The following is a 22,854-nucleotide window of genomic DNA, read 5'->3' as shown; positions in this document are numbered from 1 at the left end:
GATCCTGGCGTGGGGGACGCACGACCGTCGCTGCACCGCAGCGCGGTGCTCAGCGCCGCGGCGATCATCGCGGGAGTTGTCATCGGCCTCGTCGGTGGCGCGTTCCGGTGGTGCCTGCAGGCCGCAGAATCACTCCGTGTCGACGTGGTCGAGTGGGCGCAGCGACTACCCGGACCGGGCTGGCTCGTCCCGATGGGCGTGGTGGCCGCCTGCGCCACCGCCGCGGCGCTTCTCGTGCGATGGGAGCCGTTGGCGGTCGGCAGCGGCATCCCGCACGTCGAAGCCGTCTTCCTTGGAAAGGCGGCACCGCCACCCCTTCGGCTTGTTTTCGCGAGGTTTGTGGGCGGTGTCCTGGCGATCGGTGGGGGACTGGTGCTCGGGCGTGAAGGACCCACCGTCCACATCGGGGCGGCGGTGGGAGCCGAAGCTGCCCGGCGCACCCGCTTACCGTCCTCCGAAGCCGCGATGATGCAGGCGGCGTTGGGCGGCGCCGGCCTGGCCGTCGCATTCAACGCGCCGCTGGCGGGTGTCCTGTTCACCCTCGAAGAGGTGACGAAGTCGTGGCGGTTACAGGCCGTGCTGGTATCGGTGTTTGCCGCGGCGGCAGCAGTCGGCACGTCCAGGCTGCTGTTGGGTGACCACCCCGACTTCGGGGTACCGACCGTACCGGCACCCGAACTCGTATGGCTCCCATTGTTTCTCGTCTTCGGTGTGCTGACCGGATTCCTCGGAGCCGGGTACAACCTCGTCGTGCTGTGGGCGCTGGACCACGTCGCGGCCATCCGGCGTATCCCAACCCTGGTGCAGGCCGGCGCGATCGGGGCAGCCGTCGGGCTGCTGCTGTGCGTCGCCCCGCTCACGGTCGGCGACGGCGACACCCTGACCCAGATGCTTCTCGGCGGCCACCAGTTCGTCCTGCTCGCCACGGCGGGACTTCTCGCGGCGCGGTTCCTCACCGGCCCGCTGTGCTACTCGGCGGCGGTTCCCGGTGGACTGTTCGCGCCGCTGTTGGCCATCGGTGCACTCTGGGGCACGCTGTTCGTCGGCTGTTTCGGCGCCGTGTGGCCGGACGATCCGACGTTCCTTGCGATTCCGATGGCGCTGGCCGGGATGGCGGCGTTCTTCGGTGCGACCGTGCGGGCACCGCTGACCGGACTCCTCATCGTCATCGAGATGACGGCGACGACGTCGGTCGCGGTCCCCATGATGATCGCCACCGCCGCCGCGGTGGTGTCGGCCAACGCGCTCGGCTCCGCTCCCATCTATGACAGTCTCCGGGAGCGGATGCCGGTTTCATCCGGCCCGGACCGGTCGTGAGACCGTTGCTGACTCTGCCGCCGTCAGACGGTCTCGGGACCCCCGACTGCACCTGTTGCGCGAGTTCACCCGAAAGTCGCGTAACGGTGTCGATTTGCCACATTCGGGTCGATCTTGTCCGCTACCCTTAGCTCGCTCTTCTGAGCTACCACTTGGCCTTTGAGGGAGACGACCATGACGCAACCGCCGCCACCCGGCAATTATCCGCCCCCGCCGCCCGCCGGAAGCCCCGGATATCCTCCTCCGCAGCAACCCCAAGGGCCGCAACCGAGCTCGAACCTGGTGTGGGGAATCCTGACGACGTTGTTCTGCTGTCTGCCGTTCGGCATCGTGTCGATCGTCAAGGCCAGTCAGGTCAACGGCCTTTGGGCGCAAGGCCGTTTCGCCGAGGCGCAGGCCGCCTCGGACGCGGCCAAGAAGTGGGCGATCTGGGCCGCCCTCGGTGCTGTGGCGGTGTGGATCATCTACGCGATTCTCTATGCCGTCGGCGCCATCAACATGGACTTCGACACCTCGTCGACATACTGACCGCATTGCCGGCCCGGCAATCCGCGCCTGCACGCCTCGGCGGCCCGCTCCTGGTGGGCGCCCTGGCGGCAGGCGCGTGTGCCGTTGTGTGGGTAGCAGATCCAACCACCCCTGGCGGCCTTCTTCCGCAGTGTCCGACGAAAGCCCTTCTCGGCGTTGACTGCCCGGGCTGCGGCGCGCTGCGGATGATCTATTCGCTGTTACACGGCGACGTGTTGGCCGCGATCCGGTTCAACGCGTTGGCCGTGGTGGCGCTCGGTTTCCTGGTCGTGGCGTTCGCGGCTTGGACCTACGGCCGCATCGTCGACCGCAGGATGGTCTCCTGGCAGCATCACAAGTGGGCGGCACCGGTGACCCTGGCGGTCGTCGTGGTGTGGTTTGTGTTGCGAATACTGCCTTTTGCGCCTTTCACCGCCCTGCGGGTCTGAGCGCTCGAGCCGGGCGGATCCCGGCGACTACGACGGCGACTACGACGGGCAGTACGACTGGGTGGCGGCGCCCACGAAGAACCCGCTCTGCTCGGCCGTCCAGCCGGCGGGCTCCATGATTTCCAGTGCGATCTGGGTGGGGTCCTGGCCGGCGGCGGCGTAATCGCATACCGCGCTCGCCAGCTCGATCGCGTTCTCCGCAGTGGAGAACGGGATGCCCTGATTCTGCAGTGCTGAGATGAAGATGTCGTCCGTCTCATCCGCGAAAGCGGGGGCTGCCAGCGCGGTGGCGAGGCCGGCGGCGGCGACGGCTGCTGAAACGATGAGTTTGGCGCGCATGCGCGTCCTCCTGATTGGTTAGCTGACGGCGTCACGCTACGCCGTGGTGGCGTTTACCGTCGCAATTTCTCTGAAATCAGCGTGGCCAATGTGTGCAAAGTGAATAACGAGGATTGAATAACACTGTTGTCATTCAATGCCGGGCGTGGCGGTCGACCCCGGTAGATTTGCCGACACCTGTACGGGAAAACGCCACGCGGTGGTCGGGACGGCGGCGGCCAGAAGTCCCGGCGACCGCCCTGCAGCCTGATGAACTGCTATTAACAGCAATGTTAATAGCGAGCCGGCGCAGGGCGGAGCATCCGAATCGCTGTCACCCGCGCTGACTGTGGCGGGGGCCGGAAGGGGTGCTGAACTGATCTTTTCCCTCGGTAAGCGCCGACGTTGGATTTCTGGCTCTTCGCAGTTAGCAGTGGCATTGGTGCCGGCTGGGTGTGACTCGCCGCGATCGGCGGGTGCAGGCCCACCGTACGCGGCGGCGTTGGTTGTCGGGGTTGCGGAATCCGAAGGCGATGCGCCCGACGTGCTTGACGATGCGGTTGTAGCCCTCGCTGCGAGCGTTGGTCAGCCCGGTTTGCAGGGCGGCGATGATCGGGGCCTGCCAGGTCTCGATGGTGCGGGCGAATCGGATGACCTCGGGCACCTTGCAGGCCGCGCAGAAGCGGTAGAACCGGTCTAGCGCGGCGGCGATGTCGTAGCGCAGCCCTCCTCGGTCGGCACAGGAAAGCAGTTCGCGCAGCAGTTCTTTGGCGATCCACGCCGCAGCGATGTCCTCGTTCGGATCAGCGCTCAGCAGCTTGGCGAACAGGTTGCTGCGCTGGTCTGCGGTGAGCCGCTCAGCACCGCGCAGCAGCCGGCGGCGGTTGATCCACTCGACGTCGGCCTTGCGACCGCGTCGGCCCCGCTGGGCCCAGGTGACCCGGCGGCGCACCGCGTCGAGCATGTCGTTGGCCTTCTTGACCAAATGGAACCGGTCGGCGATCACGATCGCCTGCGGCAACGCCTCGCGGGCGACCCGGGCGTAGGCGGGTGAGAGATCGATGGCCACGTGGGTGATCTGCGCCTTCCAGGTGGGGTCCTGGGTCGCCAGCCAGTCGATCACCGCCCCGGAGTTTCTGCCGTTGACCTGGGTCAGCAGGCCCTGATCGCCGGTGACGTCGACCAGGCCGGTGTCCCAGCGATCCACCCACACCCTCCGGCCGAGCGCCGGGTCGTGCTCCCATTTGGCTTTGCCGCGGCGGGTCTCGTCGATGCCGAGCACCGCAACCGGCTCCAGCTCGACCTCCAAGGCCTCCTCGGCGACGGTGATGACGTGGTCATGCACGGTGTGCCAGCCGCAGCCGTACTGCCCGGCTACCGCAGCCACGGAGCGGTCCTCGTCGAGCACCGCGCTGGCCATCGACGCCTTGGCCCGCGGGGTAACCCGCGCTCGCGCCGGAACGCCAGGCACCGACTCGGTGAACACCTTGCGCTCGCAGACCATGCTGGGGCACAACCACTTTCGCTTACGCCAGCGCAGCACCGGACGATCCGGGCCGACCTGCACATCACGCGGGCCGGTGTACACCCAGCCCTTCGACCTGCTGGAGCGCTCCCCACACGCGGGGCAGATCCCAACCCACTCCGGGGCGGTCAGTACATGCACCAACCGGGTACCGTCCTCGAGGCGCTGCACCGACTCGACGACCACACCGTCGAGATCGAGCAGCAATGAACTACCGTCAACCATGCCCGCGTTCCTTGTCCTGGATGCCTGAGAACACCCAGCTCACAGGGGCGCGGGCCCCTAATCAATCACCGACACGACACGATGTCGGACAACACCAGACCCCTATCAAGTGCGAAGAGCCGGATTTCTTGTCCCGCAAACGAAAGCGGCGGGAGGGTTTCCGGAGCAAATTGTTATTCGCCTGCGTAACAAATGACGGGATCGCCGCAGGGGTACTGGTTTGCTGAAGGGGTCAGTTGTGAATCAGTTCTCGTTGTTCTGTTCCACGGTTGATGCCGCCGAGTGTCATCGGCGAAAGTGCACCCAGGGGATCGTCCGAATCGGCACGCGACAAGACGACGTGCAGTCCGGCTGGAGTGATCAGCACGGTATGGCCGCTTCAGACTGTCAGCGAGGTGACTTTGTGGTTGCCTACGCACGTTGCGAGCATGTAGACCCGTGATGATGTCTGAAAAGTTGAAGCGCGGGGCAATTGTCGCGGCCCGTGAGTACACGACGATCACCGGTGAGCGTGTGACGGTTCCTGCTGGGGCGGGGGTGACACATCTGCAATTCCGGCGCTTCGCGGGTTGCCCGATCTGTCATCTGCACCTGCGCAGCTTCGCGACCCGGCATGAGGAGATCTCGGCCGCCGGGATCACCGAGGTGGTGTTCTTTCATTCAGCGGCATCGGCTCTGCAGGGGTATCAAGCGCTGTTGCCCTTCGCTGTGGTGGCCGATCCTGACCGGAAGGTGTACCGCGAGTTCGGGGTCGACGCTCACCTCCGGGCGGTTGCCCACCCCCGGGCGCTGCTGGCGGCATTCCGGGGATACGCCAAAATTGTCGGTCGACACGATGATCCCGACAATGCCGGTGTCGGGGGCGGTGACGGCTCCACCCACTTGAGCCTGCCTGCGGATGTGCTCATCGTGCCCGATGGCACCGTCGTGGCGGTGCATTACGGTCGCCACGCCGACGACCAGTGGACGGTGGATGACTTGCTCGATCTCAATCGCAGTGTGGCAGGCAAGGGTTCACCGTGACGCGCAGGGCCGCGGGGTGCTGCTGCCCGCGGCCGGCGTGACGTGCCTCAGCGGCTCGCCGGTTTGGTCAGTAGCACCAGACCGAGCACCGCTCCGTAAATCAGGTGCTCGACGACGAACGGGCCGTGGCCGACCATGGCCGCCATGTCGCGGACGGGATCTCCACCGCCGAACAGTGCCGCCGCGGCGGGCAGCACAGCCCACGTGCTTGCCGCGAACACCGCCAGGCCCCAGGCCATGGCCGCGCCGACGAGGGCAAGGCCGTGCAATCGCGCTCGGCCGGAGATCAGTCCGAAGACCGCCCCGTACCCGGCGCCGACCATCATGTGAACGACTGCACCGATGAGGGCCGGTCCGGGGATGAACGTGAACATATGACCGGCCATGGCCGCCTGCATCGACTGCATCATCGCATCGGGGGCGATGAACGTCGATGCGATGTGATAGAGCGGGGTGAAGAAACCGCTGTGCTGGAACATGGCGCCGGCGAGCATCGCGAACATCGCCATCGCGAGCGAGGCGACCGCTCCCGCGCCGGCGCCCATGATCAAGATTTGTGCGAGGTGCCGGGGTGTTGTCGAGACACCCGATCGGGGTGAACTTGTTGTTGCCATGTCGAATTCCTCCGTTGTCGGCGCTTGAGGGTTCAGTTCACCCGCCACTGCACACGCCGGCCCTTGCGCACACCGCCGAAATGTCAGCAGGATGACACCGATAAGGAGGATGCGATGGTTGGCGAGCGCCACGGATCGGGATTGCGGCACGCGATCACCATGCTCACCGGCGGCGGTGAGCCCGGTGACCCGCAGATCCGCCACGCCGCTTGGGTGGCCCGCTGCGTCGGGCGGGGGGCGGCGGCGCCATTGCACCCCGCAGACCTGGTGGCACTTGCCGGAAGCCTGGAGCCGCGCCAATGTGATTCCGGGGCAGTGCTGTTCAGCCTGGGACAAGCTCCGACGGGGGTTTGGATCGTGCGGCAGGGGCAGGTCGAACTCGCAGTAGGTTCGGGGCGACGCCGTGCTGTCGTCGATGTGCTGCGCGGCGGGGACGTCGACGGTGACATTCCGCTGCTGCTGGACATGCCGATGGCTTACACGGCCCGCGCGCTTGAGGACAGCACCTGCCTGTATCTCGACCGGGCGAGTTTCGAGGAACTGCTTGCCAGCCACCCCAACATCGCTCGGCGTTGGCTCTCGTCGGTCGCACAGCGTGTTTCGGCTGGGCAGGCTCGGCTCATTGCCCTCCTGGGTAGACCGCTGCCGGCTCAGGTCGCCCAGCTGCTCCTCGACGAATCCACCGACGGAACAGTGCAACTCGCGCAGCGCACGCTGTCGGCGATGCTCGGGGTGCAGCGACCGTCTCTGAACAAGATTCTCAAGGAATTCGAACGCGGCGGATTGATCGCCGTAGGCTACGCCGAGATTTCGATCGTCGACGTCAACGGGTTGGGCGCCAGGGCCGGCTAGGTCGGGCGGAGTCAGCGGCCGCGCAGCCGGTCCCACAGTCGCGGCGGTGGCTGGTGTCCGATGGCGGCAAATACCTGCCGCGAGGACGGGTTGACCAGGGCGCGGTCCCCGATGAACACCGTGGGCACTGTCTCGTTGCCGTCGGCTACCGATCGCACACGCGCGGCGGCCTCGGCGTCCTCCCAGATGTTCACCTCCCGAAGCGTGAGTCCCGACCCCCGCAGTGCGCGCATCAGCCTGCGGCAGAAGGGACAGCCCGGGCGCCAATACACCTCGATCGCCTGGCGGTCCGACGACTGCGGGCTGGTTGAATCCTGGGAATCAGCCATTGTCGCCTCCTTTTCAGCCATCTATACACGCGCAATGTCGGACTGGTGCGCCGATCAGGGTGTCGCAGGGATGGCCGCCGGCGCGGCCGAGAAGACCCACACCGTGAGCCACACGGTGGCGGCGACAACGGCAAGTGCCCCCGGGATGTGAATGGCAAGTGTCGTTCCCTCGCCGAGATAGGCCTGCACGAAGGTGAAAACGAAGAGAACGCCCGCCAGGCCGGCGGCCCACCATCCGCGCTCGCGGCTGAGGGCCAGCCCGCCCAGGGCGAGTGTGAGACCCGCAGTGACGACGTGCAGTGCGATCGCTGCGACGCCGTGGATGTCCTTGAGCTGCTGACTCTGGATCATCGCACCGGCGGTGCAGAAGAGAGCGACGACGACGCCCAGGGTCGCGATCGCGAAGGCGCGGGAGGCGAGGAGAAACGAGCCTGGCGACGGCCGGCGGACGGCGGGCTGCATGAATTTCCTCCGAGATGTTCGTATGTGGGACTTGCCTTCACAGTAGACCCCGGCCGTGAGCACCACCTGTCAATCTCCTGTCAACGCCATGGGTTGCGCGCGCCCGCGGGTATCCGTCGGCGGCAGCGGACTTTTCGGCCCTCAGGCAGGTTGAGCCGCCGGTTCGAGAACATCGGCGGCGCAGACAGGCGTGATGGTGATGCCGGTGATCAGGCCGCCGCTGCACCGGATGTCGATGATGCCCAACGGATGTCCACCGGGAGCGATGATGTGGGCCTGGCGGCCGTTGACCCGCATCGACACGCTGGCGCGGATGCGGTCGGCGAAGTGACGCGTCTCCTCGGCGATCGCGGTGGCGCCGGTGACCACCGCCGCCGTTCCGGTGGGCAGCAACTCGGGATCGACGATGCGCACGGCGTCGGGTGCCATCAACGCGACCATCCGCACAATGTCCCCGCCCCCGGCGGCGCGCAGAAAGGCGTCGACGACCTCGCGGTCGACGGCGTCGCCCGGTGCGCCGGTGGACGGCGGCTCGACCGGCCGCAGCCGGGCCCGGGCCCGGCTCGCATGCTTCTTCGCGCCGGCCGGCGTCACCCCGAGGATGTCGGCGACCCGGTCGAACGGCACCGCGAACAGGTCATGCAGCACATAGGCCGCCCGCTGGGCGGGGGTCAGCCGGCCGAGTAGCACCATCAACGCGCGCGCGACGTCTTCGCGATGCAGAAACTCCTCGTCCGCGGCGTACGCCACCGTCTGGACGGGCTGCACCCGGCGGCTCAGCACATCCCTCCGGCTCCGGTCCCGCAACTGGTCCAGACACACCCTGGTGACCACCGTCGTCAGCCAGGCCGACGGGTTGGCGATGTCGCGGGGCCCGGGCGTCGCCGCGACGCGCAGCCATGCGGTCTGCACCGCGTCCTCGGCGTCGTGCGCCGAACCGAGCAGTCGGTGCGCCAGAGACAGCAACCGCGGACGGCCCTCGAGGAATGCCGAGTGCACCGCTGACTGCGCGAAGGAATCCAATGTCACCGCCGGTCACCTTTCGCGTGTGCGGATCGTCATCAGTGGTGAGAGCCATCGGACGATCGACAGGGAGGCGACATGAAGATCATAACGGCGGGAGACCGGTCATGAATGGACTTGTCTCCACCGCGCTGGCCGCGGTGACGCTCACGTGTGCGGTCGCCAACGCGGCGGTCGCGGCCGCCGATCTGGCGCGAGCACCGTTCGTGCTGGCCAACTCCGCCGAGGTCGGGGTCGCACCCCGGTGGATCCCGTACCTGGCCGGTTTGAAACTCGCCGGAGCGGCCGGGCTGCTGCTGGGCTTCGTCACCACGCCGTGGCTGGGCCTGGCCGCAGCGACCGGTCTGGTCGGCTTCTTCGTCGGAGCCGTGGCGGTACACGTGCGCACCAGGGTCTTCCACAACCTCGCATTTCCCGCCGCCTACCTGCTGATGGCGGTGGGTGCGGCGACGTACTTCGCCGCGGCGGTGGGGTGAATCAGGACTCGCCACCGGAAGTTTTGGGGTAGCCGAACTCTCCTGATCTGCTTACCAAACTTATTGCGCCAGAGCGGAATTGAGAATCGTCGAGTTGCGGGTCGCGGCGCGGGGTGTGTACGGTGGTGGCAGCGAAGGGGAGTAGCCCCCAAATCGGCAATCGACATACTGGCTGCGCGGCGTGATCGCCTGGCCCGGTTGTCCGGACCGGTCCATGACCGGTGGGCGAGACCTTCGGCCGTACAGTCCGTTCGGGCTGCCGGCCGGAGGCGAACTCTCTCCGAGCGGCAGACCCCGACACCGAGGAGTCGTGGTGCTCGCCGCCCTGCTGTTGAGCTTCGCCGTCATCTTCGTCGCCGAGTTGGGCGACAAGACGCAACTGGTCGCGATGATGTTCGCGCTGCGCTATCGCTGGTGGGTGGTGCTCTCGGCGATCACCGCCGCCACCGCCGTCGTGCACGTCCTCTCGGTCGCCATCGGTTACTACCTCGGCGCGGCGCTGCCCACCCATCTTCTCGGCTTCATCGCCGGCGCGATGTTCATCTTCTTCGGGCTGTGGACGCTGCGCGGCGACAGCCTCACCGACGAGGAAACCTCCCGAGCCGCCAAGGCGACCGCCCCGGCGTTCTTTGTGGTCACCTCGGCTTTCGTACTCGCCGAACTCGGCGACAAGACGATGCTGGCGACGGTGACGCTGGCTGCGGACCGGGATTGGCTTGGCGTGTGGATCGGTTCCACTCTGGGCATGGTCGCCGCGGACGGGTTGGCGATCCTGGTCGGCGCGGTCGCGGGCAAGCATCTCCCCGAGCGGCTGATCCAGATCTCGGCGGCAGCGCTGTTCCTGCTCTTCGGCTTCTACATGGTGTTCGACAACCTGTTGCCGACGGCGCCGACGGCGGCCGTCGCGGGCGCGGCATCGACCCTCGTGCTGATTCTCGGCGGGGTGATGCGGGCGCTGCCCGACCGGTTGCGTCCGGCGGTGTTGCGGCCCTCAGCGCCTTCGGCTGTCGACATCGCCGAGCGCGATGAATGTTCGCCCGACGCCGCGATCGGGTCGGGTGCCGGGCGGTCGGCTGCGCCCTCAGATGGGCGCGACTGACCGGATCGCGATCTCGTCAGTCGCGCACAGCCGACAGGCCAGCGACCGCACTTTGAGCCGCAGATTGGCGATCCGCAAGGCGCGCTGGCACATCGGGTAGGGGCATCCGCACGACAACGTGACCCACCACTGCGCCGGGTGCGCCAGCGGGCCGCAGAATCTGCGGCAGGTGCACAGGATCTCGGGGTCGAAATCCAGTTCCGCCAGCGACGGCTCCAACAGTGTGGTCACGGCCCCCAAGGCTAAAGTGATGGTCGAGACTTTTGCGGTAGGCGCGCGCGAAGAACCGTGCGGACTCGCGACCCGGGGGAGCTTTCGCGAGTCCGCACACCGGTTCTACAACCGAATCCAACGGCCCAGGAACCAGAAGCCCCAGCCGTCGCCGTTGCCCGCGGGCAACGGTTGGACCCGCTGGCCCTCGTACGTGAACGGCTGATGGTCTTGCCGCCCGCGATTGATGTCGCGGTGCTGCCAATCATTGTTCTGCGTCGACGGGCCGGGTTGGCACGCAGCTGCTCCAGGCTGCCCGCAGGGGTTACCGGGCTCGGCCAATGCCGTCCCGATCCCCGTCGAGATCAGGCTCGCCGCGGCGATTCCGCCGGCGATGGCCGAGGTGCCCAATACGCGGGTCAGTTTCATAGTCGCTCCGTTCGTCGTTCGTCAACACGTCGTGCAGCCGCATCGCCACACGACCGACGACGCTAGGAGCGCGATGTGGGTGGCAACTGTGCTGTGGATAGGCGCCCGCTGTGCACTCGGTAACGAAGTGAGATCGGATGTGTCACAGCATGATTGACGATGCAGTCAGCGTGTGCCGCTGACATATCCGGCCGCCGTTCCCGGGGCTGGCGCAGCGTCTTGACGTCATCAGGCTGAGCAGTCCAGCGTCACGTTCACCTTCTGCTTGGGCTGCACGGTGAACACGTTGGTGTCGTCGTCGTCCACCGGGAACGGCTGGGCGACCACCGGCAGGCTGCGCACGCTGGCGACCGTGCACTGGTCCAGGGGGGCGTTGCCAACCCGGCTGATCCGGACGTCATAGCCCTGCGACCGCAACTGGTTGATGGTCGACGCCGCCGTGTCGGCCTGCGCCGGGGCGGCGACGGCCAGCGCGGCGCCCAGCGGCAGCAGGCTTGCGGCGAGGAACTTGGGGAACTTCTTCATGGTGGACTCCTTGAGTTGATGTGTCACCGGCGTGACCGAAATTCGAGTGACACCATCGTGGCGCGGCGCACACTGCAACGCTTGGAGCTTGCCTGGAGATTCCATGGAGAAACCCGGGTGATTCCTGGCCGGCCCTACAGCACCTTGGCCAGGAAATCCTGCAGCCGCGGATGCTTGGGGTTGTCGAACAACTCGGCCGGCGGGGCGTCCTCGACGATGTCGCCGTCGGCCATGAACACCACCCGCGACGCCACCTCCCTGGCGAAGCCCATTTCATGGGTCACCACCACCATCGTCATGCCGCCCTCGGCGAGATCGCGCAGCACCTGCAGCACGTCGCCGACCATCTCGGGGTCCAGCGCGCTGGTGGCCTCGTCGAACAGCATGATCGACGGATTCATCGCCAACGCCCGCGCGATCGCGACGCGCTGCTTCTGGCCACCGGACAACGTCGCCGGCTTCACATGCGCCTTCTCGGCGAGCCCCACCTGGCCGAGGAGTTCCATCGCCTTCTTCTCGGCCGCCGCCTTGTCCATCTTCTTGGTCAGAAGTGGCGCCAGCGTGATGTTCTCGATCACGGTCATGTGCGGGAAGAGATTGAAGTGTTGGAACACCATGCCGATCCGCTGGCGCACCTTGTCCAGGTCGATCTTCGGATCGGTCAGGTCGAATTCGTCGACCACCACCTTGCCGCCGGAGATGTCCTCCAACTTGTTGAGGCAGCGCAGAAACGTCGACTTGCCGGACCCGGACGGGCCGATGACGCACACCACCTCGCCCTTGCTGATCGTGGTGCTGATGCCGTCGAGGACGACATGGTCACCGAACGACTTCTTCAGCCCCTCGATGCGAATCTTGACGGTGCCGACCGGTTCGGCGGCCGCGGCTTCCGTTACCAGCTGGTTCATTTCACGAGCCTCCGCTCGAGTCGATCCGAGAGTTTGGTCAACGCCATGATGACGATGAAATAGATGACGCCGATGATCAGCCACATGGTGAAGGACTGATAGTTGCGCGCGATGATCAGCCGACCGGTCTGGGTCAGCTCGGCGATGCCGATCACCGACAGTATCGACGTGTCCTTCAAGGTGATGACGAACTGGTTGACGTAGGACGGGATCATCGTCCGGATTGCCTGCGGCAGAATGACTTTCCGCATGGTGGGCAGATATCCGATGCCGAGGCTCCTGGCGGCTTCCATCTGGCCCTTGTCGACGGACTGGATTCCGCCGCGGACGATCTCGGTCATGTAGGCGCCCGCGTTGAGCGAGAGCGTGATGATGCCCGCCGTCAGCGCGGTCATCCGGAAGTCGAGGGCCGACGGGACACCGAAGTAGATGAAGAACGCCTGCACCAGAAGCGGTGTGCCGCGGAAAATGTCGACGTAGGTGGTGCCGATGGCGCGCAGCCAGATCGACCGCGACACCCGGAACAGGCCGAACATCACGCCGAGCACCAGGGCGATCGCGATGGAGACGACGGTCAGGATCAAGGTGAGCCGCAGGCCTTCCATCAGGATCGGGAAGGTGCTCTTGAGGAGGCCGAAGAACGAGTTGTCCGTCTCGGCCGCCTCTTCACCGAGGTAGCTCTCGATGATCGCGTCGTAACGGCCGGATTCCTTGAGGTTTTTCAGGCCCTCGTTGAACTTGGTGAGCAGTTCGGCGTTGCGGCCCTTGTTCACCGCGAACCCGTAGTTGGAGCCCTGTTCCTTCGGGGTGACGGTCTTGAAGCCGTTGCCCTGTTGGATTCCGTACAGGAGCACCGGGTAGTCCTCGAAGACGGCCACCGAGTTGCCGGTCTTGACCTCTTCGAACATCGACGCCGAATCGGCGAACGAGACGATCTGAAAGCCGTACTTGTCCTTGATCGACTCCGCGAATTCGGCGCCCTCGGTGCCGTTCTTGACGGCGACACGTTGGCCCCTGAGGTCCTCGTAGGAAGCAATGGTGTCGTTGCTGTCGAGCACGGCCATCTGCACGCCGGATTCGAAGTACGGGTCGGAGAAGTCGAAAACGGCCTTGCGCTCGTCGGTGATCGACATGCCCGCGATCACCCCGGCGGCCTGGTTGGCTTGCACGGCCTGAAGGGCCGCGTCGAAGCCGAGCGGTCTGATGTCGACGGTGAACCCCTGGTCCTTCGCGATTTCGCGGATGAGGTCCATGTCGATGCCGACCAATTCGCCGCCGGCGTCCTGGAATTCGAACGGCGCGAAGGTGGTGTCGGTGGCGATGACGTAATTCTGTTCCTGCGCCGAAGCGGTCGCCGCGCCCAGCAGGCCCGCGCCGAGAACGGTTGCCAGGATCACAGTCAGTACCGCGGCGACGCGACATCGGATAGAAGGGGTTCCGCCGGCCTCGACGTGGCCTGACCGTGTGGCGCGCATGGTTGCCTCCCCGCATAGGTCGCTTCAAAGTGCCACGCTAACGGCGGGAGGTGGCTCCCGCGGGGGATCGCGAAGATGGTCCCGAGGTGCCCGATGTGCCGCGCTGTTCGATAGCCTGTGTGCGGTTCTCGCGCGTAGGGCACCGTTCCGGGTTCAGACTGCAGCCTCCCGAATCAACATGTGTGACCCGTTCGGCGGGTCGCACCGTAGAAGACGAGGCTTGAGTACGTGCAGCAATTCACTGAACACCAGATCGACGGCGTCCTGGTCGTCGCCGCGGTCGGTGCCGTAGACATGCTCACGGCGCCCCAGCTGCAGGAGGCCATCAACGCTGCGCTGGACCGACAACCGACGGGCGTGGTCGTCGACCTCACCGCGGTCGACTTCCTCGGATCGGCAGGCATGCAGGTGCTGATGACCACGCGCAGGCAACTCGAGGGCACGGTCAAGTTCGCCGTGGTCGCCGACGGACCGGCCACCAGCCGACCGCTGAAGATCACCGGGATCGCCGACTACGTCGACCTGTTCTCCACGCTGGACGTTGCCTTGCGCAATCTTGCCGGCTGACTTCGCGACGTTCGCGCAGCGACCGCCAGGTTTGGTGAATTCGTGCATCGGGAACAGATGCTTCGCTGGGGCGGTATTTCCCCGCAGAACAGGAGCGTCTCGTGAGCGACAACAATTCGGGCCCGGAAGAAGCCGTCAAGGGCGTCGTCGAAGGTGTGAAGGGTAAGGCAAAAGAGGTGGTCGGCGTGGTCACCGGCCGGGACGACCTGCAACGGGAGGGCGAGGCTCAGCAGGACAAGGCCGACGCGCAGCGCGAGGCCGCCAAAAAGGAGGCCGAGGCCGAAAGCGCGCGGGCAGCGGCCAAGGCGAACGAAGAAAGACAACGAGCCGAGCAGTCGTAAACCTTGCGCAGGTAAATTGTCCTGCAATGACTGTTACATCCATCCGCAGCAGGTCGGCCGATTGTCGGCGCTTCTCGATAGCGTCGACGTCGCTGACCTTCGCGTGCCGCACGGAGGGCGCCGGGTCTGCGACCCGGGCCACCGTGTCGGTGTGGGGCGAGGTGGACGCAGCCAATGCCAAGCACTTCGCCCACACCGTTCGTGAGGTCGCCGAGGGCAATGCGGCACTGATTCTGGATCTCAGCGAAGTGAACTTCATGGCCTTCGACGGCGCCTCGGCGCTCTATGCCATCAGTGCGCATCTGGCGCGTGAGGGTGTCACCTGGTGTGTGATCGCCAGCCCCGCGGTGTCCCGCGTGCTCGAGCTGTGCGACCCCGAGGGGTTGATCCCGGCGACCACCATCCCGTCGGTGCGGGGCGCCAAGCCCGCCTAGGTCCGCCGTGACAATCTCCGGTGTCGACCGTCCCAGCGAATCCTGTAGGGCCCCGACCGGTGCCTCCCTCCGCAACCGCGGACTCGACTTTTCGCCGCCGGTGCGGCGAATCTGTGTTTGCTGCCGTGTCGCGCTGTGATCTAGCGCTCACTTTGCGCGGCAAAGCTAAGAAATTGTTACGAACATGTTTTGGTCACACCAGTCCCACCCGATTGCACCAGCACTTGGCCCGCAGTTCAGCGGGCGTTAATCCTTTTGCTCGCAAAAGGTTACAAATGCATAACGACTCGTTTCTTAAGTGTCTGCTGAGAGGTTTCGCCGACGGAGACCGGTCCTGGGATTTCGTCGGTCCTGAGCCCCGAGTTCCGTCGCTACACTCGGTTCAGGCGACGCTCAAACGGGCGTCAGTAATCGGAATCTAGAGCCGGGCAGCAGTCATGCCGGCGGAGGTACCAGGCACATGGCAAACTTCTCGGTGCCCAAGGGGCGCCTGATGCTCAATGGCGGAGCTGGTTCGAAGGCTGCTTCGCATGTCGCGGATGAGCCGCTGACGGATGCGGCCACGAGCGACGTCGTCCTGGAGCGCCGCATCACGCTCGGCCGGGGTCCGGTCGGGGACATCGCAGCGGGCCAGGGGTTCGTCGTGATGGCGAATGCCGGCGACGACAGCGTGTCGGTGATCGACCCCATGACGTTGGCGGTCGTCGACACGATCGCCGTCGACGGGCAGCCCGTCGCGGTCACCGCGTCCGATGATCGCGCCTATGTCTGCGTCGCAGCCGAGAGCCACGACGCGGTCTGCGCGATCGACCTCGAGGCCGGGACCGTGGTCAGCACCCATCCACTGGCGTCCGGCGTCACCGCGCTGGCGGTCAGCCCCGACGGCAAGCGTGTCTACGCCGGCCGTGACGCGCAGGACCGCGTCGACGTCGCGGTCATCGACGTCACCGCCGAGCGCGTCGGCACCATCGGGATCGGGTCCGGCCCCGCCGCCAACGTCGACGCCCTGAGTGTGGACCCGAGCGGTAAGCGCCTGTACGTGGCCGTCACCGATGCCGTGGGCAGCCGACTGGTCATCGTCGACACCGAGACCTCGCTGGTGCACCGCGTGCTGCCGATCGGCGCACCGATCCGCGACATCGCCTACGCGGGCGGCGCGGTGTACGTGTTGACGTCCGACCGTGCGGTCGGCGGCACCGTTCACGTAGTCGATCTGAACGCGATGAGGGTGACCGACCGCGTGGTCGTCGGTGGCGCCCCCACACAGCTCACCATGAGCGCCGACCAGACCCGCGCCTACATCGTCGACTACGACCGGGTTGCGGTGCTGTGCACGCTCGGCCTCGACGTCGTCGACTCGCTGGCGGTCGACGCCCGCCCGTCCTGCGTCACGCATCCCGCCGACAGTTCGCGGCTGTACATCGCCGATTACACCGGCGCCGTGAGCGTGTTCTCGGTCGAGTCGAGTATCGAGACGCTGTACTCCCAGTTCCTCGCGACCGACTCGATTGCGTTGGGCGTATCGCGCGCACTGCAGCCGACCCCCGCCTGAGACATGTTCGCGCGCTTTCAGCGCCACTGATAGCGCGTCTTGGGCCGTCCCGCCCTGCCGTAATCGGTGTGACGGCGCACGGTGCCCTCGTCTGCGAGCCGCTCGAGATAGCGCCACGCCGTCACCCGGGACACCCCGACCTGTTTGGCGACCTGGTCGGCGGTCGCCCCGTCCGCCGAATCCCGCACTGCGCGGGCGATCTCGTCATTGGTGCCCGGCGACGCCCCCTTCGGCGCCGCCGTCCGATCCGGGCCGACGCGCAGTTCGGCCAGCGCACGGTCGACCTCCGCCTGGCTGGCCGCATCCGTCCCGGCGGGCAGGGCCTCGCGGTAGCGGCGGTAACGCTCGAGGCGGTCGCGGAACGCGGCGAAGGTGAACGGCTTCAGCAGATACGCCAGGGCCCCGTGGCCCACCGCGGCCCGCACCATCTCCAGGTCCCGCTCGGAGGTGATCGCGATGATGTCCGGTGCCGGGCTCAGCCCCGACAGCGCCGACGCGAGAGCGATCCCGCTGGCGTCCGGCAGTCCGAGGTCGAGCAGGACCAGGTCGATCGGCGACCCCGCGGCCGCCGCCTCGGCGGCCGCCCGCATCGCGTCGCGCGCGGTGTGGGCCACCGCGGCCACCGAAAAGCCTTGTAGCCGTTGTAAATACGCTTGATGTGCGTCGGCGATCAGAGGTTCGTCCTCGACGATCAAGACGTCGATCATGGGCGCGCCACCGTCACCGTCACCACCGAACCGTAAGTCACATCGGCGCTCAGTTGCCCGTGGTGGCGTTTCACCACCTGCGCTACCAGCGCCAGGCCCAGTCCGTGCTGGTCGGCCTCGGCGCCGGATTTGGTCGAGTAACCGCGCCGCATCGCCTTCTCGAAGGTACCGGCGTCCATGCCCTCTCCGCTGTCGGCCACCCGGATCAGCAGCCTCTCCGAGTTCTGGTTCACCGTCACCTCGACCCACGGGTCTTGCGGATCGCATGCGTCCATCGCGTTGTCGATCAGGTTCCCGGCGACGGTGACCATCTCCTGGCCCGTCAGCAGCAGGTCGTCGGTGTCGGCGGGCAGCGCCGACTCCTCGGTGACGGTCAGCTCGATCCCGCGTTCGTCGGCCTGCGCGGTCTTGCCCAGCAGAAGCGCCACCAGCGCCGGCTCGCCGACCGCGCTGGACAGCCGGTCCACCAGCTGCTGGGACAGCTCGAGTCCGGCGGTCGCGAACGTGATCGCCTCCTCGGCCCGGCCCATCTCCACCATCGTGACCACGGTGTGCAGCTTGTTCGCCGCCTCGTGCGCCTGCGCGCGCAGCGAGTCGGTCAGCACCTTGAGTGAGTTGAGTTCGCCCAGGGCACCCTGCAGTTCGGTGCGGTCGCGGATCGTCACCACCTCCGACCCGCCGGCGTCTGAACCGTCCCGGACGGGGGAGCGGTTCACCACCAGCACCCGGTCGTCGGTGACGTGAACCTCGTCGCGCGCGCCCGGGTTGTAGGTGCGCAGGAACTCCGGCAGGTCCGACCGGGCGACCTCGCCGGCCGGCAACGACAGCAGGCGGCGGGCCTCGTCGTTGACCACCGCAACACCGGACCTGTCGAGCACGATCAGCCCTTCGGACACCGAATGCAGGATCGCGTCGTGGTGGTCGTACATCACCCGCAGCTCTTCGGGCCGCAACCCGCGGGTCTGACGCATCAGCCGTCGCCGGATCCCCCATCCGCCGAGCAGTGAAACCGCAAGGGCGCCAAGGCCAACCGCGGCGATGGCGGGCCACTGGGCCTGCCAGCGGTCGGCCAGGCTCTGCTGCAGGATGCCCGCGGCCACCAGACCGACGATGCGGCCCGACGAGTCGCGCACCGGCGCCACCGCGCGGATGGACGGGCCCAACGTGCCGGTGTAGACCTCGGTGAAAGTCTCGCCGCGAAGCGCAGGTTCGATCGTGCCCAGATAGTCGCCGCCGATCTGCGACGGGTCGGTGTGGGTGAACCGGGTGCGGTCGGGCGCCATGATCGTGATGAACGCGATGTCGGTGTGGGTGCGCACCTGCTCGGTGACGGGCTGCAGGATCTCGGTGGCGCGGCCGGACTCGATCGCCTGCGCTGTCGAGGGCGAATCGGCCAGCGACGTCGCGATGCCCAGCACCTGCGCCTCGGCGGCGGCGTCACCGTCCCGCCGAGCGTCCAGCACCGCCAGCGCGCTGCCCGCGAGCACGATCAACGTGATCACCAGGATCTGCAGCGCGACGGCCTGACCCGCAAGCGACCGCGGCCATGGCGATCGGGATGGCGATCGGATCCGTCGCATCGGGCAGGCGCCTTCCGTATGAACGTAATGAACAAAAACGTGACCTGGCTCACGTCCTCGCAGAGCATCCTTGCAGACCTTTTGCCCGAGCCGAGTCTGGAGGATTCCGATGACGACCAGAATGGACAGCCCAACCCCGCCTGAAGCGCCCAGACGCAAGCGCGACCGCACCCACTGGCTCTACATCGCCGTCATCGTGGCGGTCGTCGCGGGCGTCGCAGTGGGAATCCTGGCCCCGGAGGTGGGCAAGAGCGTCGGCGTGCTCGGCACCATGTTCGTCGCGCTGATCAAGATGATGATCGCGCCGGTCATCTTCTGCACGATCGTGCTCGGCATCGGATCGGTCCGAAAGGCCGCCACCGTCGGCAAGGTGGGCGGGCTCGCCTTCCTGTACTTCCTCGTGATGTCGACATTCGCGCTGGCGATCGGTCTGGTGGTCGGCAACCTGCTGCATCCGGGCAGCGGTCTGCAGGTCAGTGACACCGCCGCCGGCAAGGGCGCCGAGCTCGCAGACAAGGCTCACGAGGCCGGCGGGTTGCTGGACTTCGTGCAGGGCATCATCCCGACGACGATGTTCTCGTCGCTGACCGAAGGCAGCGTGCTGCAGGCGTTGTTCATCGCGCTCCTCGTCGGCTTCGCGCTGCAGGGTCTGGGAACGGCGGGGGAGCCGATCCTGCGGGGCATCGAGCACCTGCAGAAGCTGGTGTTCAAGGTCCTGGTGATGATCCTGTGGCTGGCCCCCATCGGTGCGTTCGGCGCCATCGCCAACGTCGTCGGCCAGACCGGCTGGGCGGCCGTCGGGCAGCTGATGGCGCTGATGCTCGGCTTCTACCTGACCTGCGCGATCTTCGTGTTCGGTGTGCTCGGCGCGCTGCTGCGGGTCGTCTCAGGGGTGTCGATCTTCAAACTGGTCCGCTACCTGGCCCGCGAGTACCTGCTGATCGTGTCGACCTCGTCGTCGGAGTCTGCGCTGCCCCGCCTGATCGCCAAGATGGAGCATCTCGGGGTCGACCGGTCGACCGTCGGCGTCGTTGTCCCGACCGGCTATTCGTTCAACCTGGACGGCACCGCGATCTACCTGACCATGGCGTCGCTGTTCATCGCAGGCGCCCTCGGCGACCCGCTGTCGCTGGGTGAGCAGATCGGGCTGCTGGTGTTCATGATCGTCGCCTCCAAGGGGGCGGCGGGCGTCACCGGCGCCGGCCTGGCCACCCTGGCCAGCGGGCTGCAGGCCCACCGCCCCGACCTGCTCGACGGTGTCGGGCTGATCGTCGGCATCGACCGTTTCATGTCCGAGGCGCGGGCGTTGACCAACTTCTCGGGCAACGCGGTGGCCACCCTGCTGGTCGGCTCGTGGACTCGCACCATCGACAGGGACAAGGTGAATTCCGTTCTGGCCGGCGACGATCCGTTCGACGAGCTGACCATGCTGGATTCCGATCACGGCTCGCGTGCCCAGGAGCCGGCGCAGGAGAAGATCCCGGCGCCGGTGTAGGGCATCGGGAGAAACGGCCCGGTCGGCCCCCTCGCCGACCGGGCCGTTCCGCGCGCTTTCCGCGGACTCAGCTCAGCCCGTGCAGTCCAGCGACACCGAGATCGACTGGTGCACCACGACGTCGATCACGTCGAAATCGCGGCGGTGGTGGCGGTCCCTGTCGACGACGAGCACCTCCTCGACGACCTGCTGGGGGTTCCTCACCCCGGTCACCACGCACTCCCCGATCGGAGCGTTGCCGATCCGGTCGATGTTGACCTGGTAGCCCGCCGACTCCCACTGCTCGATGACGACCCACGGATTCTGCTGCTGGGCCGCCGCGACTCCTGCGGGTCCGAGCATCACGCCGAGCAGCGCTACCGCCGATATCCATGCCTTACGCATTGTCGAGCCTCCGTCGACCCCGACCCACTCCTCATATCGCTTGCGAAGAGTGACACGTTTCCCGGCGGGGAAAGGTTCAGCGTTCGGCGCGCTGGTAGGCGGTGACGACGGCCGCGCCGCCCAGCCCGATGTTGTGCTGCAGCGCCGCGCTGACGTTGTCGACCTGACGCTTGTCGGCGGTGCCGCGCAACTGCCAGGTCAACTCGCTGCACTGCGCCAGGCCCGTCGCACCCAGCGGGTGCCCCTTGGAGATCAACCCGCCCGACGGGTTGACCACCCACCGGCCCCCGTAGGTGGTGTCGTCGGCGTCGATGAGCGCGGGCGCCTCACCGGGCCCGCACAGCCCGAGGGCTTCGTACAGCAGCAGCTCGTTGGCCGAGAAGCAGTCGTGCAGCTCGATCACCTGGAAGTCCTGCGGCCCCAGTCCGGATTGATCGTAAACCTGTTGTGCTGCTTTGACATTCATGTCGTGGCCGATGATGTTGGCGGCACTTCCGTCGAACGTCGACGCGAAGTCGGTGGTCATGGCCTGGCCGACGATCTCGACGGCCTGCCCGGCCAGGTCGTGCCTGGCGACATAGTCCTCACTGGCAAGGACCACCGCGGCCGACCCGTCCGACGTCGGCGAGCACTGCAGCTTCGTCAGCGGATCCGAGATCATCTTCGCTGCCAGGATGTCCTCGAGGGAGTACTCGTCCTGGAACTGCGCGTACGGGTTGTTCACCGAATGCTTGTGGTTCTTGTAGCCGATCTTCGCGAAATGCTCGGCGGTGGTGCCGTATTTCTTCATGTGCTCGCGGCCCGCCGCGCCGAACATCCACGGTGCGACCGGGAACTGCATGGCGTCGATCTCGTTGAGCGCCAAAATGTGTCGTTTCAACGGGGACTCACGGTCCTCGGCGCCGGCACCCAACGAGCCGGGCTGCATCTTCTCGAAACCGAGCGCCAGCGTGCAGTCGGCCAGCCCGCCCCGGATCGCCTGTGCGGCAAGGTAGAGCGCGGTCGATCCGGTGGAACAGTTGTTGTTGACGTTGGCGATCGGGATGCCGGTCATGCCGAGTTCGTAGAGCGCCCGCTGGCCCGAGGTCGAATCGCCGGTGCAATACCCGACGTAGCCCTGCTGGATCTCGGTGTAGGCGACGCCGGCGTCCTCCAGTGCCTTGGTGCCCGACTCCCGCGCCATGTCGGGGTAGTCCCAGCCCTCTCGACCTGGCTCATGGTCCGCTCCGCGAGCTGCGCGTCCGCCCGGCTTCTCGAACTTCGTCATGCCCACGCCGACGACGAATACCCGCTTCATAGATCCATCCCTTCGCTACGTTGCGCAAGCGCAACCGTAGCGCGCCCTACCCGAACTCCAGCCACCAGTTGTGGAGTTCCTCCAGGTTGGGTCCCTGCGCATCGGCGAGCAGCAGGTCGTCGTCCTTGGTCCAGACGAGGTCCGGGTTGCCGTCGTAGGTGCCGCACGCGATCTGGCCGACGACCTGGTCGGGGGTTTCGGTGTAGTGCCAGGTGGTCGGCGAGTCGACGCCGCTGCCCGGGCACTGCACCAACTCCGAGTTCACCCTGATGGCCTCCTCGAACGCGGCGTCCAGCGCCCCGCGGTCCTCGAACAGCGAGTACCGGGTGAACGCAGGCCCGCCCGGGGTGAGCGCCTGTGTGCAGTCCACCGTGGCGAGGATCGTCGGGGCCGGCGGATCGACCGGCTCGCAGTTCGAGCTGTCGTGGCCGCCGGAGAGCAGGGCCATCAACTGCTGGTCATAGGACTCCGTCGGCGGGGGCGTCGAGGTGGAGGTTCGCGTGCGCGTCGTCGATCCCCGCGAGGTCGTGGTCGGCGCGGCGGATGTGCTGGTGCGCGAGGCGACCGGGTCGGATGTCGAGTCGGGCTTGACCACCAGCCAGATGCCCAGCCCGGCCAGCACCAGGATGATCACCGCCGCGCCCGCGAGAAGGGCGATCATCGGGCCCTTCGAACCGCCGCCGCCGCCGGACGACTGCGGCGGCTGCGGCGGCCACCCCGGCGGCGGGCCG

26 protein-coding genes and 2 pseudogenes are annotated in these 22,854 nt (G+C 66.9%); 12 read left to right on the top strand and 16 right to left on the bottom strand.

The annotated features are described in order from the left end of the window. The first annotated feature begins 9 nt into the window (after positions 1 to 9). From BN976_RS12020 to BN976_RS12010, 3 genes are all read left to right on the top strand, one after another. A complete protein-coding gene (locus tag BN976_RS12020; RefSeq protein WP_199558933.1) occupies positions 10 to 1,317 on the top strand; it encodes a H(+)/Cl(-) exchange transporter ClcA in 1,308 nt (435 codons plus the stop codon). A 174-nt stretch (positions 1,318 to 1,491) separates the two neighbouring features. Continuing rightward, positions 1,492 to 1,845, top strand: coding sequence for a CD225/dispanin family protein (locus BN976_RS12015; RefSeq protein ID WP_036370910.1), 354 nt, complete (start codon positions 1,492 to 1,494; stop codon positions 1,843 to 1,845). A 5-nt stretch (positions 1,846 to 1,850) separates the two neighbouring features. Continuing rightward, positions 1,851 to 2,273, top strand: a complete 423-nt coding sequence (locus tag BN976_RS12010) for a DUF2752 domain-containing protein (protein WP_199558932.1) — start codon at positions 1,851 to 1,853, stop codon at positions 2,271 to 2,273. A gap of 39 nt (positions 2,274 to 2,312) precedes the next feature. On the opposite strand, the gene BN976_RS12005 is transcribed toward BN976_RS12010, so the two are convergent. Both BN976_RS12005 and BN976_RS12000 read right to left on the bottom strand, forming a co-directional pair. Next, positions 2,313 to 2,612, bottom strand: a complete 300-nt coding sequence (locus tag BN976_RS12005; RefSeq protein WP_036370909.1) for a DUF732 domain-containing protein — start codon at positions 2,610 to 2,612, stop codon at positions 2,313 to 2,315. 406 nt (positions 2,613 to 3,018) lie between these two features. Further along, positions 3,019 to 4,384, bottom strand: a pseudogene (locus BN976_RS12000) (ISL3 family transposase). Positions 4,385 to 4,785: 401 nt separating this feature from the next. Between BN976_RS12000 and BN976_RS11995 the strand changes: the two are divergent. Beyond that, on the top strand, positions 4,786 to 5,364 hold the full coding sequence (locus tag BN976_RS11995) for a peroxiredoxin-like family protein (protein WP_036371387.1): 579 nt from the start codon (positions 4,786 to 4,788) through the stop codon (positions 5,362 to 5,364). 47 nt (positions 5,365 to 5,411) lie between these two features. Here BN976_RS11995 and BN976_RS11990 read toward each other — a convergent pair whose 3' ends face one another. Next, complete coding sequence (locus tag BN976_RS11990; protein WP_036370905.1) at positions 5,412 to 5,909, bottom strand: hypothetical protein; 498 nt, start codon at positions 5,907 to 5,909, stop codon at positions 5,412 to 5,414. 183 nt (positions 5,910 to 6,092) lie between these two features. Here BN976_RS11990 and BN976_RS11985 point away from each other — a divergent pair, with 183 nt between their 5' ends. After that, positions 6,093 to 6,830 carry a Crp/Fnr family transcriptional regulator gene (locus BN976_RS11985; protein WP_036370902.1) on the top strand — a complete coding sequence of 246 codons (738 nt, stop codon included), beginning with the start codon at positions 6,093 to 6,095 and terminating at the stop codon, positions 6,828 to 6,830. Between the two features lie 11 nt (positions 6,831 to 6,841). Here BN976_RS11985 and BN976_RS11980 read toward each other — a convergent pair whose 3' ends face one another. The 3 genes from BN976_RS11980 to BN976_RS11970 all read right to left on the bottom strand — a co-directional run bounded on the left by BN976_RS11980 (position 6,842) and on the right by BN976_RS11970 (position 8,650). Continuing rightward, positions 6,842 to 7,159: a glutaredoxin domain-containing protein gene (locus tag BN976_RS11980; protein WP_051558426.1), complete on the bottom strand. Its 318-nt coding sequence runs from the start codon at positions 7,157 to 7,159 to the stop codon at positions 6,842 to 6,844. 54 nt (positions 7,160 to 7,213) lie between these two features. Beyond that, the gene (locus BN976_RS11975; protein WP_036371383.1) at positions 7,214 to 7,621 is read right to left on the bottom strand and encodes a hypothetical protein; all 408 of its coding nucleotides are present in this window, start codon (positions 7,619 to 7,621) and stop codon (positions 7,214 to 7,216) included. 141 nt (positions 7,622 to 7,762) lie between these two features. Next, positions 7,763 to 8,650 (bottom strand): sigma-70 family RNA polymerase sigma factor, encoded by an 888-nt coding sequence (locus BN976_RS11970; RefSeq protein WP_084182284.1) that lies wholly within the window; start codon positions 8,648 to 8,650, stop codon positions 7,763 to 7,765. 101 nt (positions 8,651 to 8,751) lie between these two features. Between BN976_RS11970 and BN976_RS11965 the strand changes: the two genes are divergently transcribed. Together BN976_RS11965 and BN976_RS11960 are read left to right on the top strand one after the other, a co-directional pair. After that, complete coding sequence (locus BN976_RS11965; protein ID WP_011781859.1) at positions 8,752 to 9,120, top strand: DoxX family protein; 369 nt, start codon at positions 8,752 to 8,754, stop codon at positions 9,118 to 9,120. Between the two features lie 313 nt (positions 9,121 to 9,433). Continuing rightward, a complete protein-coding gene (locus BN976_RS11960) occupies positions 9,434 to 10,219 on the top strand; it encodes a TMEM165/GDT1 family protein (RefSeq protein ID WP_036371381.1) in 786 nt (261 codons plus the stop codon). Here BN976_RS11960 and BN976_RS11955 read toward each other — a convergent pair. The 5 genes from BN976_RS11955 to BN976_RS11935 all read right to left on the bottom strand — a co-directional run bounded on the left by BN976_RS11955 (position 10,202) and on the right by BN976_RS11935 (position 13,766). Next, positions 10,202 to 10,450 (bottom strand): hypothetical protein, encoded by a 249-nt coding sequence (locus BN976_RS11955; RefSeq protein ID WP_011781857.1) that lies wholly within the window; start codon positions 10,448 to 10,450, stop codon positions 10,202 to 10,204. The two genes, BN976_RS11960 and BN976_RS11955, sit on opposite strands and share 18 nt — an antisense overlap. 105 nt (positions 10,451 to 10,555) lie before the next feature. Beyond that, positions 10,556 to 10,858: a hypothetical protein gene (locus BN976_RS11950; RefSeq protein WP_036370896.1), complete on the bottom strand. Its 303-nt coding sequence runs from the start codon at positions 10,856 to 10,858 to the stop codon at positions 10,556 to 10,558. Between the two features lie 228 nt (positions 10,859 to 11,086). Further along, entirely contained in the window at positions 11,087 to 11,383 is a 297-nt protein-coding gene (locus BN976_RS11945) for a hypothetical protein (protein WP_011781855.1), read from the bottom strand. A 134-nt stretch (positions 11,384 to 11,517) separates the two neighbouring features. Beyond that, positions 11,518 to 12,291 (bottom strand): amino acid ABC transporter ATP-binding protein, encoded by a 774-nt coding sequence (locus BN976_RS11940; RefSeq protein ID WP_011781854.1) that lies wholly within the window; start codon positions 12,289 to 12,291, stop codon positions 11,518 to 11,520. Next, complete coding sequence (locus tag BN976_RS11935; RefSeq protein WP_011781853.1) at positions 12,288 to 13,766, bottom strand: amino acid ABC transporter substrate-binding protein/permease; 1,479 nt, start codon at positions 13,764 to 13,766, stop codon at positions 12,288 to 12,290. Before BN976_RS11935 ends, BN976_RS11940 begins: the two co-directional genes overlap by 4 nt. A 228-nt stretch (positions 13,767 to 13,994) precedes the next feature. On the opposite strand from BN976_RS11935, the gene BN976_RS11930 reads away from it, so the two are divergent. The 4 genes from BN976_RS11930 to BN976_RS11915 all read left to right on the top strand — a co-directional run bounded on the left by BN976_RS11930 (position 13,995) and on the right by BN976_RS11915 (position 16,660). Next, entirely contained in the window at positions 13,995 to 14,333 is a 339-nt protein-coding gene (locus BN976_RS11930; protein WP_011781852.1) for an STAS domain-containing protein, read from the top strand. A gap of 101 nt (positions 14,334 to 14,434) precedes the next feature. Beyond that, on the top strand, positions 14,435 to 14,674 hold the full coding sequence (gene mbp1 / locus BN976_RS11925) for a microaggregate-binding protein 1 (protein WP_011781851.1): 240 nt from the start codon (positions 14,435 to 14,437) through the stop codon (positions 14,672 to 14,674). 26 nt (positions 14,675 to 14,700) lie between these two features. Beyond that, positions 14,701 to 15,108 (top strand): STAS domain-containing protein, encoded by a 408-nt coding sequence (locus tag BN976_RS11920; RefSeq protein WP_036370892.1) that lies wholly within the window; start codon positions 14,701 to 14,703, stop codon positions 15,106 to 15,108. A gap of 460 nt (positions 15,109 to 15,568) precedes the next feature. Continuing rightward, positions 15,569 to 16,660: an MmpL3/TtfA transport complex stabilizer gene (locus tag BN976_RS11915; protein ID WP_036370889.1), complete on the top strand. Its 1,092-nt coding sequence runs from the start codon at positions 15,569 to 15,571 to the stop codon at positions 16,658 to 16,660. Positions 16,661 to 16,677: 17 nt separating this feature from the next. Here the strand turns inward: BN976_RS11915 and BN976_RS11910 are convergent, their stop codons facing one another. Further along, positions 16,678 to 17,367 (bottom strand): response regulator, encoded by a 690-nt coding sequence (locus tag BN976_RS11910; RefSeq protein ID WP_036370887.1) that lies wholly within the window; start codon positions 17,365 to 17,367, stop codon positions 16,678 to 16,680. Next, positions 17,364 to 18,947, bottom strand: a complete 1,584-nt coding sequence (locus BN976_RS11905) for a sensor histidine kinase (protein ID WP_011781847.1) — start codon at positions 18,945 to 18,947, stop codon at positions 17,364 to 17,366. Before BN976_RS11905 ends, BN976_RS11910 begins: the two co-directional genes overlap by 4 nt. Before the next feature lie 109 nt (positions 18,948 to 19,056). Here BN976_RS11905 and BN976_RS11900 point away from each other — a divergent pair, with 109 nt between their 5' ends. After that, positions 19,057 to 20,442: a cation:dicarboxylate symporter family transporter gene (locus BN976_RS11900; protein ID WP_036370885.1), complete on the top strand. Its 1,386-nt coding sequence runs from the start codon at positions 19,057 to 19,059 to the stop codon at positions 20,440 to 20,442. A 72-nt stretch (positions 20,443 to 20,514) separates the two neighbouring features. Here BN976_RS11900 and BN976_RS11895 read toward each other — a convergent pair whose 3' ends face one another. From BN976_RS11895 to BN976_RS11885, 3 genes and pseudogenes are all read right to left on the bottom strand, one after another. Then, on the bottom strand, positions 20,515 to 20,826 hold the full coding sequence (locus BN976_RS11895) for a hypothetical protein (RefSeq protein ID WP_011781845.1): 312 nt from the start codon (positions 20,824 to 20,826) through the stop codon (positions 20,515 to 20,517). Between the two features lie 76 nt (positions 20,827 to 20,902). Further along, on the bottom strand, positions 20,903 to 22,123 hold the full coding sequence (locus tag BN976_RS11890; protein ID WP_036370882.1) for a lipid-transfer protein: 1,221 nt from the start codon (positions 22,121 to 22,123) through the stop codon (positions 20,903 to 20,905). Between the two features lie 46 nt (positions 22,124 to 22,169). Further along, positions 22,170 to 22,854: pseudogene (locus BN976_RS11885) on the bottom strand (serine/threonine-protein kinase); the annotation flags it as partial.

Source organism: Mycolicibacterium austroafricanum (assembly GCF_000612725.1).
Classification (GTDB): domain Bacteria; phylum Actinomycetota; class Actinomycetes; order Mycobacteriales; family Mycobacteriaceae; genus Mycobacterium; species Mycobacterium austroafricanum.
This window is presented reverse-complemented; position numbering and strand designations above follow the sequence as displayed.